Source organism: Agrococcus jenensis (assembly GCF_003752465.1).
Classification (GTDB): Bacteria; Actinomycetota; Actinomycetes; order Actinomycetales; family Microbacteriaceae; genus Agrococcus; species Agrococcus jenensis.
Map to the genome: position 1 here is coordinate 230,947 of NZ_RKHJ01000001.1, position 15,956 is coordinate 246,902.

Genomic DNA, 15,956 nt, shown 5'->3' on the forward strand with positions numbered 1-15,956 from the left:
GCGGCCTCAGTGCCCGGCCTGGGCGTACTTCGCCTCGGCCTCGGCCTTCTGCTTGCGCCACCAGGGCTCGTTCGCGCGGTACCAGTCGATCGTGTCGGCGAGGCCCGACTCGAAGTCGGTGAAGGCGGGCTCCCACTCGAGCTCCTCGCGCAGCTTGCTCGCGTCGATCGCGTAGCGCAGGTCGTGGCCCGCGCGGTCCTTCACGTGGTCGAACGCGTCCGGCTCCTGGCCCATGAGGCGCAGGATCGCCTGCACGACCTCGAGGTTGTTCTTCTCGCCGTCGGCGCCGATGAGGTAGGTCTCGCCGGTGCGGCCGCGCTCCAGGATGCGCAGCACCGCGCTCGAGTGGTCGTCGGCGTGGATCCAGTCGCGCACGTTCTCCCCCGCGCCGTAGAGGCGCGGCCGCACGCCGTCGAGCACGTTCGTGATCTGGCGCGGGATGAACTTCTCGACGTGCTGGCGCGGGCCGTAGTTGTTCGAGCAGTTCGAGATCGTCGCCTCGAGGCCGAAGGAGCGCACCCAGGCGCGCACGAGCAGGTCGGAGCCCGCCTTCGTCGACGAGTAGGGGCTCGAGGGGTTGTAGGGCGTCTCGGGCGTGAACTTCGCCGGGTCGTCGAGCTCGAGGTCGCCGTAGACCTCGTCGGTCGAGATGTGGTGGAAGCGGGTCCCGCTGCGGCGGGCGGCCTCGAGCAGCGTGAACGTGCCGATGAGGTTCGTGTGCACGAACGGCGCCGGGTCGTGGAGCGAGTTGTCGTTGTGCGACTCGGCCGCGTAGTGCACGACCGCGTCGGCGTCGGCCACGAGCGCGTCGACGACCTCCGAGTTGGCGATGTCGCCGACGACGAGCTGCACGCGGTCCTCCGGCAGGCCCGCGAGCGTCTCGCGGTCGCCCGCGTAGGTGAGCTTGTCGAGCACCACCACGTCGTGGTCGGTGTTGGCGACGACGTAGTGGACGAAGTTCGAGCCGATGAAGCCGGCGCCGCCGGTGACGAGGAGCTTGCTCATGGGCTCCAGCGTACTGGGCGGCGCACGGCGGCCCCGCCCGCTCAGGCGCGGATGAGCGCCAGCACCTCGTCGCGGATCGCGACCATCGTCGGCTCCTGCTCGGCCTCGACGTTGAGCCGCAGCAGCGGCTCGGTGTTCGACGGGCGCACCGAGAACCACCACGCGCCGTCGGGCGCCGTGACGGTGAGGCCATCCATCTCGTCGAACTCGCCGCGGCCGGCGAACGCCTCGACCACGCGCGTGTAGGCGGCCGGCACGTCGGCGACCGTCGAGTTGATCTCGCCGGACGCGGCGTAGGGCGTGTAGCGCGCTGCGAGCTGCGACAGCGGCTCCTCGTCGACGCCGAGCGTCGCGAGCACGTGCATCGCCGCGAGCATGCCGTTGTCGGCGCCCCAGAAGTCGCGGAAGTAGTAGTGCGCGGAGTGCTCGCCGCCGAAGACGGCGCCGGTCTCGGCCATCCGGTCCTTGATGAGGGAGTGGCCGACGCGGGTGCGCACGGCGGTGGCGCCGGCGGCCACGATGGCCTCGGGCACCGACCGGCTGGTGATGAGGTTGTGGATGACGACGACGTCCTGCTCGCCCTCGGCTTGCACGCGGCGGATCTCGCGCTCCGCGACGATCGCGGCGACCGCCGACGGCGAGACGGCACCACCGCGCTCGTCGATGACGAAGCAGCGGTCGGCGTCGCCGTCGAACGCGAGCCCGAGGTCGGCGCCGTGCTCGACGACGGCGGCCTGCAGGTCGACGAGGTTCTTGGGGTCGAGCGGGTTGGCCTCGTGGTTGGGGAAGGTGCCGTCGAGCTCGAAGTACATGGGCACGATCTCGAGCGGGAGCGCGCCGAGGCCCGCGGCGTCGCCGAGCACGGCGGGCACGGTCATGCCGCCCATGCCGTTGGCCGCATCCACCACGACCTTGAGGGGCCGGATCGACGAGAGGTCGACGAGCGAGCGCAGGTGCTCCGCGTAGTCGGCGAGCACGTCGAGCTCGCGCAGCGAGCCGGGCTCGGCCGCCGCGGGCAGCCCGTCGTCGAGGTAGCGCTGCGCGCCGTCGCGGATGGCGGAGAGGCCGGTGTCGAGGCTCACGCCGCGGGCGCCGGCGCGCGAGAACTTGATGCCGTTCCAGGCCGCGGGGTTGTGGGAGGCGGTGAACATCATGGCCGGCGCGTCGAGCGAGCCGGAGGCGAAGTAGGTGCCGTCGGTCGAGCACAGGCCGATCGCGATGACGTCGGCGCCGCGCGCCCGCGCACCCTCAGCCGCAGCGGCGGCGAGCGCAGGCGACGACGGGCGCATGTCGTGGCCGATCACGATCGGTGCGCCCGTGCCCACCTCGTCGGCGAACGCGGCGCCGAGCGCGCGCACGACCTCCTCGGTGAGCTGCCCGTCGACGAGGCCTCGCACGTCGTACGCCTTCACGATGTCCGTCAGCGCCATGGTTCCTCTTCGTGTCTGGTGGGTGGGGCCGTCGCCGAGCGCGGCGCCCGGTCGGGCTCGTGGCGCACGACCTGCCAGCCGGTGGGCCCGCTCGCGCGGTCGGCGTGCGGGTCGCACAGGTCGTAGCTGCCCTCGATCGCGCCCTGCCTGCTGGCCCCCTGCAGCGGGCCGACGACGAGCAGCTGCGCGGCGTAGTCGACGGTGACGGTCCGGTCGGCGTACCGGCGGCACCCGGGCCGTGAGCACATCGCGACATCCATCCCGCCAAGGGTAGCGGCGCCGGACCCGTCCGCCGGGCGACACGTAGGATGTGGCCATGCACGCCCGCCAGCACTCCCGCGGCTCGCGCCACGGGCGTGAGATGCGATCGTCGGTCGCCGGCCCGGTGCTGCCGTTCCTCTCGTCGCGCGAGACGCGCTTCGAGGACATCGCGGCGGACGCAGCCGACTACGTCATGGCGCTGTGGCCTGCGGAGCTCGGCGACGTGCTCTTCCAGTGGGCCGACATGCCGCCGCGCGCGATCGCCGACCGCATCGACGAGGTGCCGGAGTGGGCGGTCGACGCCGCGCAGCGCACGATCACCATCTACCGGCTGCCGCTGCAGCGCCTGCCGCGCGTGCACATCGACGACCCCTGGCACCGCCAGGTCGCGATCGAGGGCGCGGTCTTCCGGGCAGCGGCCGAGCTCATCGGGCGCGACCCGTGGGAGGTCGCGCCGGACCGCTGGCGGCACCACTAGTCGACCAGCATGGGGGCTAGTGCAGGACGCGCACGCCCTCTGCGGCCGGGCCCTGCGGGCTCGCGGTGAAGCCGCCCACCTCGCTGTCGCTGCGGTAGCCGACGCCGATCACGAGGCCGTCGCCGACCACCTCGACGGCGCCCGCGTCGACCGGGCGCTCGATCGTGCCGCCCGCGGCGAGCACGACCTCCTCGCCGTCGATCGTCACGCGCTGCTCGGCGTCGGCGGTGCTCGCGACGTGGAGCGTCGCCTCCGGGCCCTCCGGCACCGCGATCGCGGACGCGCCGGAGCGCGGCTCGCCGCTCGCGATCCAGTCGAAGTCGAGCCCGTCCGCCGACGTCGCGACGGCGCGCGCGCCCGCCACGACCGGCGCATCCGACGACACCCGGATGGCGTAGGTGCCGACCGGGAGGTCGCCGAGCGGGAAGTCGGTGACGACGCCCGCCTCGAGCCTGCCCTCCGACTCGATGACCGAGCCGTCGCTCGCCCGGAAGGCCAGCTGCAGCGCGCCGCCCGTCGGCGAGAGCACGCGCAGCACGGGCACGGTGTCGTCGAAGTCCGCCTGCGTCTCGAGGCCGGACGGCTCGTCGATCCGCACCGCGGGCAGCACCGCTGCGGTGCCGGCGACGACGGGGTCGACGACGTCGAAGCCGCCGCGCTCGAGCCCGCGCGTGGTCGTCTGCTGCAGGTGCGCCGCGACGGGTGCGCCGGTGGAGGCGACGTGCACGACCGCGTCGGCGACGCCGGGCGCGACAGCCGCGAGGTCGAGCACCGCCTCGGTGCCGGGCGGGACCGCGAGGCCCGTCGAGCCGACCGACTCGATGGGCCCCTCCGGGCCGTAGACCGTCACGTCGACGCTCGCCCCGACCTCGGACGCGTTCGCGATCGTGAGCACGGTCTGCCTGCCGGTGCGCGTCGAGCCGCCGACGAGCCACTGCTCGAGCCGCGTCTCGGCGCACTCGCTCGCGGCGAACCCGCCGACCGCGTCGACGTCGACGTCGAGCGACTGGGCGGCCGAGAGCGTCGACTCCTCGCCGCGCTGCACGACGGCGTCGCCGCCGCTCAGGTCGCCGGCGGTGGGGACGGCGAGCTGCGACTGCTCGACCTCGCCGCCCAGGCTGCCGACCTCGACCCGGGCGTCGGCGACGCCGGTGATCGCCAGGGCGTCCTCGCCGTCGGAGGTGCCGACGCGCAGCGCCGGGCCCGCGCAGACGCGCGACTGCAGCGGGGACGCAGGCTGGACGAGCGTCGAGGGCGCGGACGCGGTGACGCGCACGTCCTCCGGCAGCGCGTTGGCGCCCAGCACGGCTCCCACGCCGAGCGCCGCGGCGACGAGCCCGACGGCGGCCCGGCCGCTCCAGCGGGCGACGCCGCGGCGGTCGACGCGCCGCACCGCCTCGGCCGCGTCGTTGGCGGCGGCCTCGCGGTCGGTGAGCGCGACGTCGCGCGCGATGTCGCCGTCGACCGGCTCCTCGCGCGCCGCCGCCTCGAGCGCGAGCTCCTCGGCCGTCGGCTCGTGCTCGATCGGCGGCTCCGGCTCGCCGATGGGCGAGGGGTCGTCGAACTCCTGGGAGTCGTCGAGCGGCTCCAGGTCCCGGTCGCTCATCGCCACTCCCCCGCTCCCTCGAGCCGCTTCGTGCGCACGCGCGCCCCGCGCCGCAGCGACGGCAGCGCCGCGACCACGGCGGCCGCGAGCGCGACGAGCTGGCCGAGCAGCAGCCAGCCGGCCCACGCGGGACGCTCGATCGCGGGCGTCGGCACCGCCTCGAGCCGCTGCCAGAGCAGGCCGGCTTCCGTCTGGCCGATGGTCTGCAGGTCGCCGCGCGCGTCGAGCGACCGCTGCGCCCGATCGTGGAGCCCTGCGGCGCCCTCGCGCTCCTGCTCGAGCAGCACGAAGCGCACCCCCTGCGCGTCGAGCAGCGCGTCGACGTCGACGTCGCCGCCCGAGGCAAGGTCGACCGCGGCCTGCGCGAGCCGCGCGTCCAGGTCGCCCGGGGCCTCGCGTACGAGCTCGGCGGTCGCGATGTCGTCGAGGGTGGTCCCCCGACCGCGCTCGAGGTCGACGCCGAGGTCGCCCTCGGCGAGCGGATGCAGCACGAGCGTGCCGACGCGCGGGTCGTCGGCGGTCGCCGCCTCCACGAACGCCGGCATGCGGCGGTCCGGCGCGGGGGTGACGATCGCGGGCGCGAGGAACGTCGACGCGATGACGGGGACTGCGGCGACCACCGCGACGACCGCGACGAAGCCGCCGGGCAGGGCGGCACGCCGGTCCTCGACGTCGGCCGCGGTGACCGCGAGCGCGATGAGCGCGGCGAGCGCGAGGGAGGCGCCGGAGCCCGCCCAGACGGTGACCGGATCGCCGTCGACGCTCGTGAGCGCGAGCCGCGATGCGCCGACCGCGGTCGCGTAGCCCGCGAGCAGCAGCAGCACCCACGGCCACGCGCGCGTCGGCCGCAGCACGACGCCCGCGAGGGCCGCGAGCGCGAGCGGCGCGAGCAGCGCGAGCGCGACCCAGCGGGCGTCGACCCCCGGCGCCATCGCCGCGACCACGCCCTCGAGGGTCGCCAGCGTGCCGTCCGGCGAGAGCAGCGCCGCCTCGATGGCGGTCGGCGGAGCGGATGCGCGCGGCACGCCGGGATCGGCGAGCGCGGCGAGCGGCGTGCCGGCCGTCCAGCGCGCGACCACGACGGGGCCGATGAGCGCGAGCGCCGGCAGCACCGCCGCGAGCGGCCGCAGCGGCGAGCGCCAGCCGACGCCGATGCCGATGAGCGCGAGCAGCAGCATCGCCGGCAGCAGCACGGGGGCGGCCGCGACGACGATCGCGAGGGGGATGGCGGCGAAGCCCGCGGCGCGCCACGACCGGTGCGCGAGCAGCATCCCCGCCGCGGCGAGCGGCAGCGCGAGGTGCGCGAGCACCGCGCCCAGCCGGCCGTCGACGATCGAGGCGAGCAGCGTCGGCGACAGCGACCACACGGCCGCCGACACCGCGGGCACCCAGCGCGAGTCGGTCATCCGCCGCACCGCGAAGAACGCCGTGACGGCCGCGATCGCCGGGGCCAGGAAGAGCAGCAGCACGATCGCCGTCGACGGCTGCCAGAAGGTGAGCGAGCCGAGCAGCGCGAGCAGGATCACGAACGGGTCGGCCGGCCCCTGGACCTCGCCGAGCGCATCCCTCGGCCCCGCGAGCGCGTTCGCCCACAGGTCGCCGAGCGAGTCGGAGAGGGGCAGCAGCGCGCCCCCCGTCGCCGCCGCGGCGCCGAGCAGCTGCGGGGACAGCACGACGCCCACGACGAGCGCCGCCACCGCGACCCAGAGGCCCGCGCCCTCGACGAAGCCGACGCGCTCGTCCACGGAGCGGTGCATGCGCTCGGGGTCGCCGACCGCGCGGCGGTGCGACCGCACGGTGCGCCACGACGCGCGCAGCGGCCGCAGCGACGCCCAGCCCGTCGCGCGGGCGCGGGCGATCCGGCGGCGCGCACTGGCGGTCGAGGGCACGGCGACGAGCGTCGCGAGCGTCGCCTGCCACTCGGCGAGCACGGCCGCAGGCCGCTTCGCGAGCAGGTGCGCGATCGAGCGCACGACGGCGAGCGGCAGCAGCAGCAGCCAGTGCACGACGAGCGCGAGCGGGTTCGCGTAGGCGAGCCGCCGGTGCAGCTGCGCGCGCCGCGCGATCGCGACCCGCCCGGCGTCGCTCACCGCGCGCGCGGCGAAGTGCTCCGGCCCGCCCGCGCGCCGCACGCGCGCTCGCGGCTCGACCGCGACGCGGTGGCCGGCGAGGCGGGCGCGCACGCCCAGGTCGAGCCCCGCGTCGATCGAGCGGAGCGCGGGGTCGAAGCCGCCGAGCGCGGCGAACGCGTCGCGGCGCACGAGCACGCCGGTCTCGGCGACGCCGAGGCGGTCGGAGTCGTCGTCGTGCTGCCCCTGGTCGAGCTCGCCCTCGTGCAGCAGCAGGCTGCGGCCGAACGGCGTCATCGACTGGCCGAACTCCGCGAAGCGGTCGGGCTCGTCGGCGCGCATGACCTTCGACCCGACGACGGCGACGCTCGGGTGCGCCTCGGCGTGCGCGAGGAGCGACTCGAGCGAGCGCGGGTGGGGCGCGGCGTCGTGCGCGAGCAGCCAGAGCCAGTCGCCGTCCTCGGCCTTCGGCAGCGTCGCGACGCCCTTGCCGATCAGCGCGCCGTACGGCAGCCGCTGCGTGATGACGACGCTCGACGCCTGCGATCCCTCGAGCAGCGCGCGCGAGCCGTCGCGCGAGGCGCCGTCGACGGCGACGAGCCGCTCGGGCGGCGTCGTCTGCGCGCCGATCGCCGCGAGGGTCGCCGGCAGGTACGCGGCGCCATTGCTGGCCGCGAGCACGGCGAAGACCCTCGGATGCACCCGGCAAGGCTAGGCGGGATCGGCGCCGCACCCCGGGTTGCCGCCGGTGTGCCGTGCGATCGACGCCCGAGCGTCGCGCGCTCGCCGGTGCGCGTCAGGCGCGGCCGGGCCGGACGACGCGCTTCACGGCGCTCGCCGCGCGGAACGCGGGGTGCTCGCGCACGAGCCGCAGCCGCGACTCCGCCGCGTCGCGCGCCGCGGCGGCCCTCGCCGCCTGCTCGCGCGCGTCGGCGAGCTGGCCCTCGAGCGCGCGCCGCGCGGGTGCGCCAGCCTCGAGGCCCGCGAGCCACGCCTCCTCGCGCTCGGCCGCGATGCGCGCCGCGAGGCCCGGGATGCCGTCGAGCGTCTCGCGCTCGAGCCGCAGCCGGTAGAGCTCGGTGTTGCGCGCGTCGAGCTCGTCGCGGAGCGCGACGATGTCGTCCTGCGCCACCTGGTCGAGCGGTGCGAGCAGCTCGGCGAGCGCGCGCAGCTCCTGGATCTCGCCGGTCGAGAATGGGGCATCATCGGCGTCGTCGAGCACCGCGGCGAAGCGCGCGGGCAGCAGCGGCTCGAGCCGCTCGAGCTGCTCGACGAGCGACGTGTCCTCGCGCAGCCCCGGCGCACGCAGCTCCTCGGCCGTCGGCATGCGGCGGGCGAGGAACGGCAGCAGCTGGTTCGCGCGCATGCGGCGCCAGTCGCGCATGCCGTGGTGGTTCGCGCTCGGGCGCAGGTCGGGGTTCTGCTCGTAGGCGCGCCCCATGTTCTCGGTCTTGCGCTCCACCTGCGACGACGAGCGCCACGGCAGGTGCAGCACCTCGAGCGCCGCATCGGCGGGCGGTTCGCCCTGCTGCTCGATCGAGACGAAGTGGTTGCCGTGCGCGACCTCGACGTCGGCGCTGCCGACGTGGATCGCGTTCGGGGTCGGGTGCGCGTGCACGCCCGCGGCGCGCAGCGCCTCGAGGGTGCGCTCGTCGCGGCGCACGAGCCGGCGGAGGCCCGAGCCCTGTCGCGCGATCGGCCCGACGAGGTTGACGACCGGCACCGTGAAGGCGCCGATCTCGCGCGGCGTGCGTGCGAGCGCCTCCGCCACGGTGAGCGCCGGGTCGACCGCGCGCACGAACTCGTCGGCGTCGCCGTTGATCACCCAGTCGGCGCCGTGCTCCTCGAACGCGAGGCGGGCCATCCGCGTGACGACCTTGGCCTGCTGCTTGCGGTGCTCGGGATCGTCGAAGACGGTGACCGGCGCGACGGCCGCGTACTCGGCGAGGATCTCGCGCGTGCCGTCGACGGATGCGTTGTCGGTCACGAGGATGTGATCGATCCCCTGGGCGAGGTGGTGCTCGATCGTCGCGGCGATGATGTCCGCCTCGTCGCGCACCATCATGGTCATCACGACGGTCATGCGGTGAGCATATCGGTGCGTGAGTCCTGCTCAGCGACTGCTCGGTCGAGGCCGTGGATCAGGCGTGTCGGATCAGGCGAGCTTGCGCAGCTTGCGGCGCTCGCGCTCCGAGAGGCCGCCCCAGATGCCGAAGCGCTCGTCGTTCTCGAGCGCATACTCGAGGCACTGCTGCCGCACGTCGCACGACTCGCAGATGCGCTTCGCGTCGCGCGTCGAGCCGCCCTTCTCGGGGAAGAACGCCTCGGGGTCGGTCTCGGCGCACAGCGCGTCGGCTTGCCAGCCGAGCGGCTGGTCGTCGATCTCGCTGCGCACACCCGGGACGCCGAGCATGACCGGGTCGACGAACCAGTCGCCAGGCACCCCTCGCCGCAGCCCGCGATCGTCGATGGCTTGCGCTGCTGTCGTGCTGCGCTGCACTCCCTCTCGCATGGCGTTCCCCCGGTTCTGCAGGACCCCGGCCGGGCCTGCGTTGCACCAATTACACCGGTGTAGTTCGCCTCGCGTCAAGTCGGAGATTCTAGGAGTGTCGCGCCCTCTCGCCCGGGAGCGACGCGCCTACGGCGTGTCGAGCTCGAGCGCGAGCCACGCCTCCGCGGCGTCGATCTCGAAGGGCGCCGCGGCGTCGATCCACGCGGCGTCCGCGGGCGCTAGCGCGCGCGTCTCGCCGTCGACCGTCGCGGTGCCGCCGGAGACGGCGAGCAGCAGTCCCCTGCCGCCCTCGACGACGTGGGCGCCGGTGATGCGGCGGAGCTCGAACGGCGCGGCAGGGCGGTAGGCGGTCCCGCCCTCGAGCGGCTCCGCGGGCAGCCGCGGGTCGTCGAGCGGCGTCGGGTCGACCACCGCGAGCAGCTCCGCGACATCGACGTGCTTGGGCGTGAGCCCGCCGCGCAGCACGTTGTCGCTCGGGCCCATGAGCTCGATGCCGAGTCCCGAGAGGTAGGCGTGCAGGTTGCCGGCGGGCAGGAAGAGCGCCTCACCGGGCGCGAGCGAGACGCGGTTCAGCAGCATCGCGACGAGGATCCCCGGGTCGCCCGGGTGCGCGGCCGAGAGCCGGGCGATCGTATCGGCCTCCACCGGATGCGTCCCGGTGAGCGCGTCCCCGGCTGCCACCGCGCCGGCGACGACCGGCGCGACCTCCGCGTCGCCGGAGAGCAGCCACGCGAGTGCGTCGCCGGCCGCGAGGTGCTCGAGCAGCGGCGCGACGCGCCCGTCGGCGGCGGCGAGCGCCTCGACGACCTCGCGCGCCTGCGCCTCGGGACGGAAGCCGCTGAGCGCCTCGAACGGCGTCACGGCGACGATGATCTCGGGCTTCGGGTGAGGGTCGCGGTAGTTGCGGTGCGGGGCGTCTCGCGGGATGCCCGCCGCGTCCTCCCTGTCGAAGCCCTCGCGAGCGCGTGCCGCATCCGGGTGCGCCTGCAGCGAGAGGGGCTCGGCGGCGGCGAGCACCTTGAGCAGCATCGCGGGCTGCCGCGCGCCGAGTGCCTCGAGCGCGGGCCCGAGCGCGGTCCCCGCGTGCGCGCCCGCCGTCACGACGGCGGGGCACCCGGGATGGGCGCCGAGCCACAGCTCGGCCTCCGCCCCGCCGGACGCGGTGCGGCCCAGGTACTCGGACAGGAGCGTGGTGCTCCCCCAGGCGTAGTCCCTCGGCTCATTGGCGATCGGCACAAACACAGCCGCGGTCTCCTTCCGCCGGTTTGGTCGAGCGTACCAACGGCCCGCCGCCCCGCCCGCGGGCGGCCGTAGCCTGACCGCGACGGCCAGGACGGCCGGGAGACTGAGGAGCAATGACGTTCACGCCGCTCACGAGCGACTTCTACGGGTTCGCCGCCGACCTGACCGACGCCGAGCGCGCGTCGCTCGCCGAGATCCGGGCCTTCATGGAGGAGCGGGTGCGCCCGGTCATCCTCGACCACTGGCACCGCGACGCGTTCCCGACCGACCTCATCCCCGAGCTCGGCGCGCTCGGCGTCGTCGGCGGCGCGTGGCCCGAGACCGCCAGGTTCGAGAACTCCGCCGTCTACCGCGGCTGGGTCGCGCTCGAGATGAGCCGCGTCGACGCCTCCGTCTCGACCTTCATCGGCGTGCAGAACGGCCTGGTGGCCGGCACGCTCGGCGTCACCGGGAGCCCGGAGCAGCGCGCCGAGTGGCTGCCGCGCCTCGCCGACTGCTCGGTGGTCGGGGCGTTCGGCCTCACCGAGCCGCTCTCGGGCTCCGACTCCGCGCAGGGCCTGCGCACCACCGCCCGGCGCGAGGGCGACGAGTGGGTCATCGACGGCGCCAAGCGCTGGATCGGCAACGCCACCCAGGCCGACATCGTGGTGATCTGGGCGAAGGATTCCGAGACCGGGCGCGTGCTCGGCTTCATCGTGCCGACCACGACGCCCGGCTTCTCGGCGACCCGGATCGAGCGGAAGATCTCGCTCCGCATGGTGCAGAACGCCGACATCGTGCTCGACGGCGTGCGCGTGCCGGAGTCCCTGCGGCTGCAGGGCGCGAACAGCTTCCGCGACACCGCCCGCGTGCTGCGGCTCACGCGCGCGGAGGTCGCCTGGAGCGCGGTCGGCGTGATGATGGGCGCCTACGAGGCGGCCGTCCGCTACACGACCGAGCGGGTGCAGTTCGGCTCGCCCATCGCCGGGCACCAGCTCGTGCAGGACCTGCTCGCGAAGTCGCTCGGCCACATCACCGCGTCGATCGCGCTGTGCGTGCAGGTCTCGCGGATGCTCGACGAGGACCGGCAGGAGGACGCCCACTCGGCGCTCGCGAAGGCGTACGCGACGAGCCGCATGCGCGAGGTCGTCTCGTGGTGCCGCGAGGTGTGCGGCGGCAACGGCATCGTCACCGACTACGAGGTCGCGCGATTCTTCGCCGACGCAGAGGCGCTCTACACCTACGAGGGCACCGCGCAGATGAACTCCCTCATCGTCGGTCGGGCGATCACCGGGCAGTCGGCCTTCGCCTGAGCTGGGCCGATCGGGCGAATAGGCTGACCGGCATGGATGCGAACGCGCCGGACCAGCCCGAGCTCGAACGACTGCGGAGCGAGCTGTCGCGGCTCGAGCGCGAGCGCGCGACGGAGGTCGCCGAGCTGCGCTCCGCGCGCCACCGCATCATGGAGCTCGAGGCGCAGCTCGCCGCGAGCCGCGACCGGCTGCCCGACCCGCGGGCGATGGCCGTGCGCGCGAAGCGGGTCGCGCGCCGCGGCGTCGGCTCGCTGCTGCGCAGGCTGCGGAACCGCTAGTGCGGCTGGCCAACCTCGACGCGGTGCGCCGCGTCGGCATCTTCTTCTTCTACGACGGTGACGGCGTCGCCGACGAGACCGTGACCACGCTGCTCGACGGCGTGCAGCCGCACTTCGAGCGCACGATCGTCGTCGTGAACGGCGCGCTCGACGAGGCGAGCCGGGCCGCGTTCGAGGCGCGGCCCGGCACCGAGCTGCTGCAGCGCGAGAACCAGGGCTTCGACTCCTGGGCCTACAAGACCGCGATCGAGCACATCGGCTGGGACGGGATCGCCGAGATCGACGAGCTCGTGCTCTACAACTTCACGATCCTCGGCCCGGTCGCGAGCGTCGACGCGATGTTCGCCGACATGGATGCGCGCGACCTCGACTTCTGGGGCCTCACGGTGCACCACGGCGCGCCGTTCGACCCGTGGGGGCTGCTCGAGACCCCGACGCTGCCCGAGCACCTGCAGTCGCACTGGATCGCCGTGCGCGCGTCGATGCTGCAGTCCGCGCCCTTCCGCCGCTACTGGGACGAGCTGCCCCCGATCCCCGACTACGCGCACGCGGTCGCGAAGCACGAGGCCCGCTTCACCCATCACTTCGCGTCGTTCGGCTTCCGCTGGGAGCCCTTCGTCGACACGGCCGACCTGCGGCAGACCACCTTCTACCCGCTCAACTCGATGCCGGTCGAGCTCATCCGCGACCGCGGCTGCCCCATCTTCAAGCGCAAGACGCTCTTCGCAGGCATCGACTCGGTGATCGACGAGCACGCGACCGGCAACGCCCGGGAGCTCTACCGCTTCCTGGCCGCGTCCGGTCGCTACGACATGGGGGTGCTCGACCGCCACCTCGCCCGCTCCGCCGACCAGCGCGACGTCTTCGAGACGATGCACGAGTGGCGCATCCTCGCGCCGGCCGCCGCGTCGCGGCCGTCGACCGTCGCGCTCGTCGAGGCCTCGGAGGGCTGGGAGCAGCGCGTCGACGCCGTGCGCGGCGCCGACCGGATCGTGCTCGCCGGGGCGCCCGGCACCCTCGCGGCGATCGACGCGGGCGCGGCGGCCGACCTCGACGGCGTCGAGCTCGTGGGCGTGCGCGCGCACCCGCTCGAGGCGCTCGCCGACGCTGAGGAGTCGCTCGCGGTGCTCGCGCTCGCCGACGGCATCCCCGCGGAGCTGCCCGGCCTCGACCGCGACGACCGCCGCGCCGACGCGCTCGAGTCGCTCGGGCTGCCCGACCGGCTCGCGGATGCGGCCGCCGCGTTCGACGACGCCGCCGTCGGCGCGCTCGTGTCGGCGCCCGCGCTGCAGCGCGGCTGGTTCGGCGAGCTCGGCCACGAGGCGGACGGCGCCACGGCGCGGCTCGAGCTCGCGGCGAGCCGGCTCGCGATCCGGGCGCGCTCGAACGCGCCCGTCGTGCCGCAGGCGGGGGCCGCGATCGTGCGCGGCGCCGTCGCGGCATCGCTCGGCGCACGGATCCGCGACGCGGCCGCCGAGCTGCCGCAGCTGTCGGTCGACGAGTGGGGGCGGCTCCTCGCGCTCGCCGTGCAGGACGCCGGGCTGCGGCCGCAGCTGTCGATCTCGGCACGGCTCGCGGAGCAGCGGCTCTCGATCATGCAGCACCAGCTGCGCGGCCTCACCGGCGCGGTCGGCCGCGGCGTGGGCGAGTCCTACACGCAGCTGCTCGGCAGGATCCGCTAGCGCGGCAGCAGCGCGCGCAGCTGCGCGGCGCGACGGCCGATGCCCCAGCCGGTCACCTTCGTGAGGGCCTCGCCGATGATCGAGCCCGACATCTTCGACTCCCCGGCCTCGCGGTCGCGGAACTGGATCGGCACCTCGCTGATCGACGCCCCCGCGTCGTGCGAGCGCACCGTCATGTCGATCTGGAAGCAGTAGCCGCGGCTCTCGAGCGACTCGAGGTCGAGCCGCTGGAGCAGCTCGGTGCTGTAGACGCGGTAGCCGGCCGTCATGTCGTGCGCGGGCACCCCGAGCATGAGGCGGGCGTAGAGGTTGGCGCCGCGGCTGAGCACCTCGCGGCGCATCGGCCAGTCGACGACGCTGCCGCCCGGCATCCAGCGGGAGCCGATCACGAGCTCGTCCCCGGCCTCGGCCAGCTCGAGCATCGCCCGCAGCCGCTCCGGCGGGTGCGAGCCGTCGGCGTCGATCTCGATCACGTGGGTGTAGCCGCGCTCGATGCCGAGCGCGAAGCCGTCGAGGTACGCGGCGCCGAGGCCGAGCTTGCCGGGGCGGTGCCGCACCGTGATCCGCGGGTCGGCCGCCGCCATCCGGTCGGCGAGCTCACCCGTGCCGTCGGGGCTCGCGTCGTCGAGGATGAGCACGTCGAGCTCGGGCACGGCGGCGAGCAGCCGGTCGACGAGCACCGGGAGCGACTCGACCTCGTCGTACGTCGGGATGAGCGCGAGCGCCTTGATCATGGATGGTCCCTTCACGGCTCGCCCACGATCGCAGGGCAGTCGAGCACCAGCGCACGATTGTACGGGGCGATCAGCAGATCCTCCGGCGCATCGCCGCCCTCGCAGGCGGCCGCCTGCCGGTCCACCTGCACGCTCCACGGCTCGACCCCGATCCGGTGGGAACCGGTGTCGGGCGACTGCCAGGCCATCGCGCCGACGAACGCGACGAGCCCGAGGGCGAGCACCGGCGTCGCGACGGCGAGCCACCGACCGCGGAGCCGCTCGACCGCGACCGACGCGGCGATCGGCACGATGGCGGCGAGCAGCATCCCGGCGGCGCCGCCGTAGCGCAGGTCGACGATCGCGGTCAGCCAGTCGTCGCCGCGGAACGACGCGTACTGGAACTGCTCGATCGGCGAGGCCAGCAGCGAGCCGCCGAACGACGACGCGGAGGCCAGCAGCACGACCGCTCCGGCGATGCGCGCGCGCCACGAGCCCCAGATGATGACGACGAGCGAGGCGATCGAGAAGACCGCCAGGATCGGCGCGGCCGCGAGTGGTCCCTGCGACGCGAACGCCTCGCGGATGCCCTGCTCGGTCGGCTGGAGCGTCGGCATCACGACGTTCGACAGCCAGCCGACGACGACGTCCGGGATGCCGATCGGCACGCCGTCGTAGCCGCCGCGCGGGGCGAGCAGCCACGACAGGGCCTGGCCGCCGAGCCCGAGCAGGAAGCCGCCGATCACGGGCCACAGCAGCCGCCGGCGCAGATGGATGCGCAGCAGCAGCACGGGCAGCATGAGCAGCAGCTGCACCTCCGTCATGGCCGCGACGAACGCCGCGACGGCGACGAGCCACGACTCGTGCCGCGAGGTCGGCATCGAGAGGGCGATCCAGACGCCGAGCCAGAGCATGAAGGTGTGGAGGTCGGCGAGGTTGCCGATGATCTCGGGCGCGATGAGCGGCACGACCACCGGCACGACGCCGAGCGCGATGCGCGCGGGCAGCCACGGCACCGCCCAGCGCGCGAGCGGGATCGTCGCCGCGCAGACGAGGGCGGCGACGATCGCGCTCGCCCAGAAGACGACGGCGGCGTAGCTCGCGAGCGGCGCGAGCGCGACCACCGCGCCCGCGAGCAGCCGCGGCAGCAGGTGCTGGTAGCCGGCATAGGGGGCGAGGATCGAGCCCGCGGGATCCTGCAGCGCGCCCAGCAGGAAGATGGCGCCGTCCTCGGCCCAGACGACGTCGTGCTCGAGGGCCGGGATGCGCGCCACCTGGAAGGCCAGCGCGACGACGAAGACCGCGGCCGCGGCCGCCCACGCGGGCCAGCGACGCCCGCTCGAGGGCGCTCGATCCGCTGACTGCTGCATCCGTCCAGCTCCATCCCG

At 74.7% G+C, this 15,956-nt stretch carries 14 protein-coding genes; 4 read left to right on the forward strand and 10 right to left on the reverse strand.

Annotated features, from left to right (window positions below; all coding sequences use genetic code 11):
- Nucleotides 1-6: 6 nt before the first annotated feature.
- The 3 genes from rfbB to EDD26_RS01195 are packed head-to-tail and all read right to left on the reverse strand — an operon-like array spanning nt 7 to nt 2,695.
- The gene (gene rfbB, locus EDD26_RS01185; protein WP_123696039.1) at nt 7-1,005 is read right to left on the reverse strand and encodes a dTDP-glucose 4,6-dehydratase; all 999 of its coding nucleotides are present in this window, start codon (nt 1,003-1,005) and stop codon (nt 7-9) included.
- A 41-nt stretch (nt 1,006-1,046) separates the two neighbouring features.
- Complete coding sequence (locus tag EDD26_RS01190; RefSeq protein WP_123696040.1) at nt 1,047-2,435, reverse strand: phosphomannomutase/phosphoglucomutase; 1,389 nt, start codon at nt 2,433-2,435, stop codon at nt 1,047-1,049.
- A complete protein-coding gene (locus EDD26_RS01195) occupies nt 2,426-2,695 on the reverse strand; it encodes a DUF3499 family protein (protein ID WP_123696041.1) in 270 nt (89 codons plus the stop codon). The genes EDD26_RS01190 and EDD26_RS01195 overlap by 10 nt, the downstream gene beginning before the upstream one ends.
- A gap of 56 nt (nt 2,696-2,751) precedes the next feature.
- Between EDD26_RS01195 and EDD26_RS01200 the strand changes: the two genes are divergently transcribed.
- Nucleotides 2,752-3,174 (forward strand): hypothetical protein, encoded by a 423-nt coding sequence (locus EDD26_RS01200; protein ID WP_123696042.1) that lies wholly within the window; start codon nt 2,752-2,754, stop codon nt 3,172-3,174.
- 16 nt (nt 3,175-3,190) lie between these two features.
- Here the strand turns inward: EDD26_RS01200 and EDD26_RS14580 are convergent, their stop codons facing one another.
- From EDD26_RS14580 to manA, 5 genes are all read right to left on the reverse strand, one after another.
- Nucleotides 3,191-4,780: a DUF5719 family protein gene (locus tag EDD26_RS14580; RefSeq protein WP_170165482.1), complete on the reverse strand. Its 1,590-nt coding sequence runs from the start codon at nt 4,778-4,780 to the stop codon at nt 3,191-3,193.
- A complete protein-coding gene (locus EDD26_RS01215) occupies nt 4,777-7,551 on the reverse strand; it encodes a glycosyltransferase (protein ID WP_123696045.1) in 2,775 nt (924 codons plus the stop codon). The genes EDD26_RS14580 and EDD26_RS01215 overlap by 4 nt, the downstream gene beginning before the upstream one ends.
- Nucleotides 7,552-7,645: 94 nt before the next feature.
- Entirely contained in the window at nt 7,646-8,932 is a 1,287-nt protein-coding gene (locus EDD26_RS01220) for a glycosyltransferase family 2 protein (protein ID WP_211333804.1), read from the reverse strand.
- Between the two features lie 72 nt (nt 8,933-9,004).
- Nucleotides 9,005-9,262 carry a WhiB family transcriptional regulator gene (locus tag EDD26_RS01225; protein WP_170165653.1) on the reverse strand — a complete coding sequence of 86 codons (258 nt, stop codon included), beginning with the start codon at nt 9,260-9,262 and terminating at the stop codon, nt 9,005-9,007.
- Nucleotides 9,263-9,487: 225 nt separating this feature from the next.
- Nucleotides 9,488-10,597, reverse strand: coding sequence for a mannose-6-phosphate isomerase, class I (manA, locus tag EDD26_RS01230; protein ID WP_170165483.1), 1,110 nt, complete (start codon nt 10,595-10,597; stop codon nt 9,488-9,490).
- A gap of 119 nt (nt 10,598-10,716) precedes the next feature.
- Here manA and EDD26_RS01235 point away from each other — a divergent pair, with 119 nt between their 5' ends.
- The 3 genes from EDD26_RS01235 to EDD26_RS01245 are packed head-to-tail and all read left to right on the forward strand — an operon-like array spanning nt 10,717 to nt 13,855.
- Nucleotides 10,717-11,895 carry an acyl-CoA dehydrogenase family protein gene (locus EDD26_RS01235; RefSeq protein WP_123696048.1) on the forward strand — a complete coding sequence of 393 codons (1,179 nt, stop codon included), beginning with the start codon at nt 10,717-10,719 and terminating at the stop codon, nt 11,893-11,895.
- Between the two features lie 32 nt (nt 11,896-11,927).
- Nucleotides 11,928-12,173, forward strand: coding sequence for a hypothetical protein (locus tag EDD26_RS01240; RefSeq protein WP_123696049.1), 246 nt, complete (start codon nt 11,928-11,930; stop codon nt 12,171-12,173).
- Entirely contained in the window at nt 12,173-13,855 is a 1,683-nt protein-coding gene (locus EDD26_RS01245; RefSeq protein ID WP_123696050.1) for a rhamnan synthesis F family protein, read from the forward strand. Before EDD26_RS01240 ends, EDD26_RS01245 begins: the two co-directional genes overlap by 1 nt.
- Here EDD26_RS01245 and EDD26_RS01250 read toward each other — a convergent pair.
- Nucleotides 13,852-14,589 (reverse strand): polyprenol monophosphomannose synthase, encoded by a 738-nt coding sequence (locus EDD26_RS01250; RefSeq protein WP_123696051.1) that lies wholly within the window; start codon nt 14,587-14,589, stop codon nt 13,852-13,854. The two genes, EDD26_RS01245 and EDD26_RS01250, sit on opposite strands and share 4 nt — an antisense overlap.
- A gap of 11 nt (nt 14,590-14,600) precedes the next feature.
- Nucleotides 14,601-15,938, reverse strand: coding sequence for a hypothetical protein (locus tag EDD26_RS01255; protein ID WP_123696052.1), 1,338 nt, complete (start codon nt 15,936-15,938; stop codon nt 14,601-14,603).
- Nucleotides 15,939-15,956: the final 18 nt, after the last annotated feature.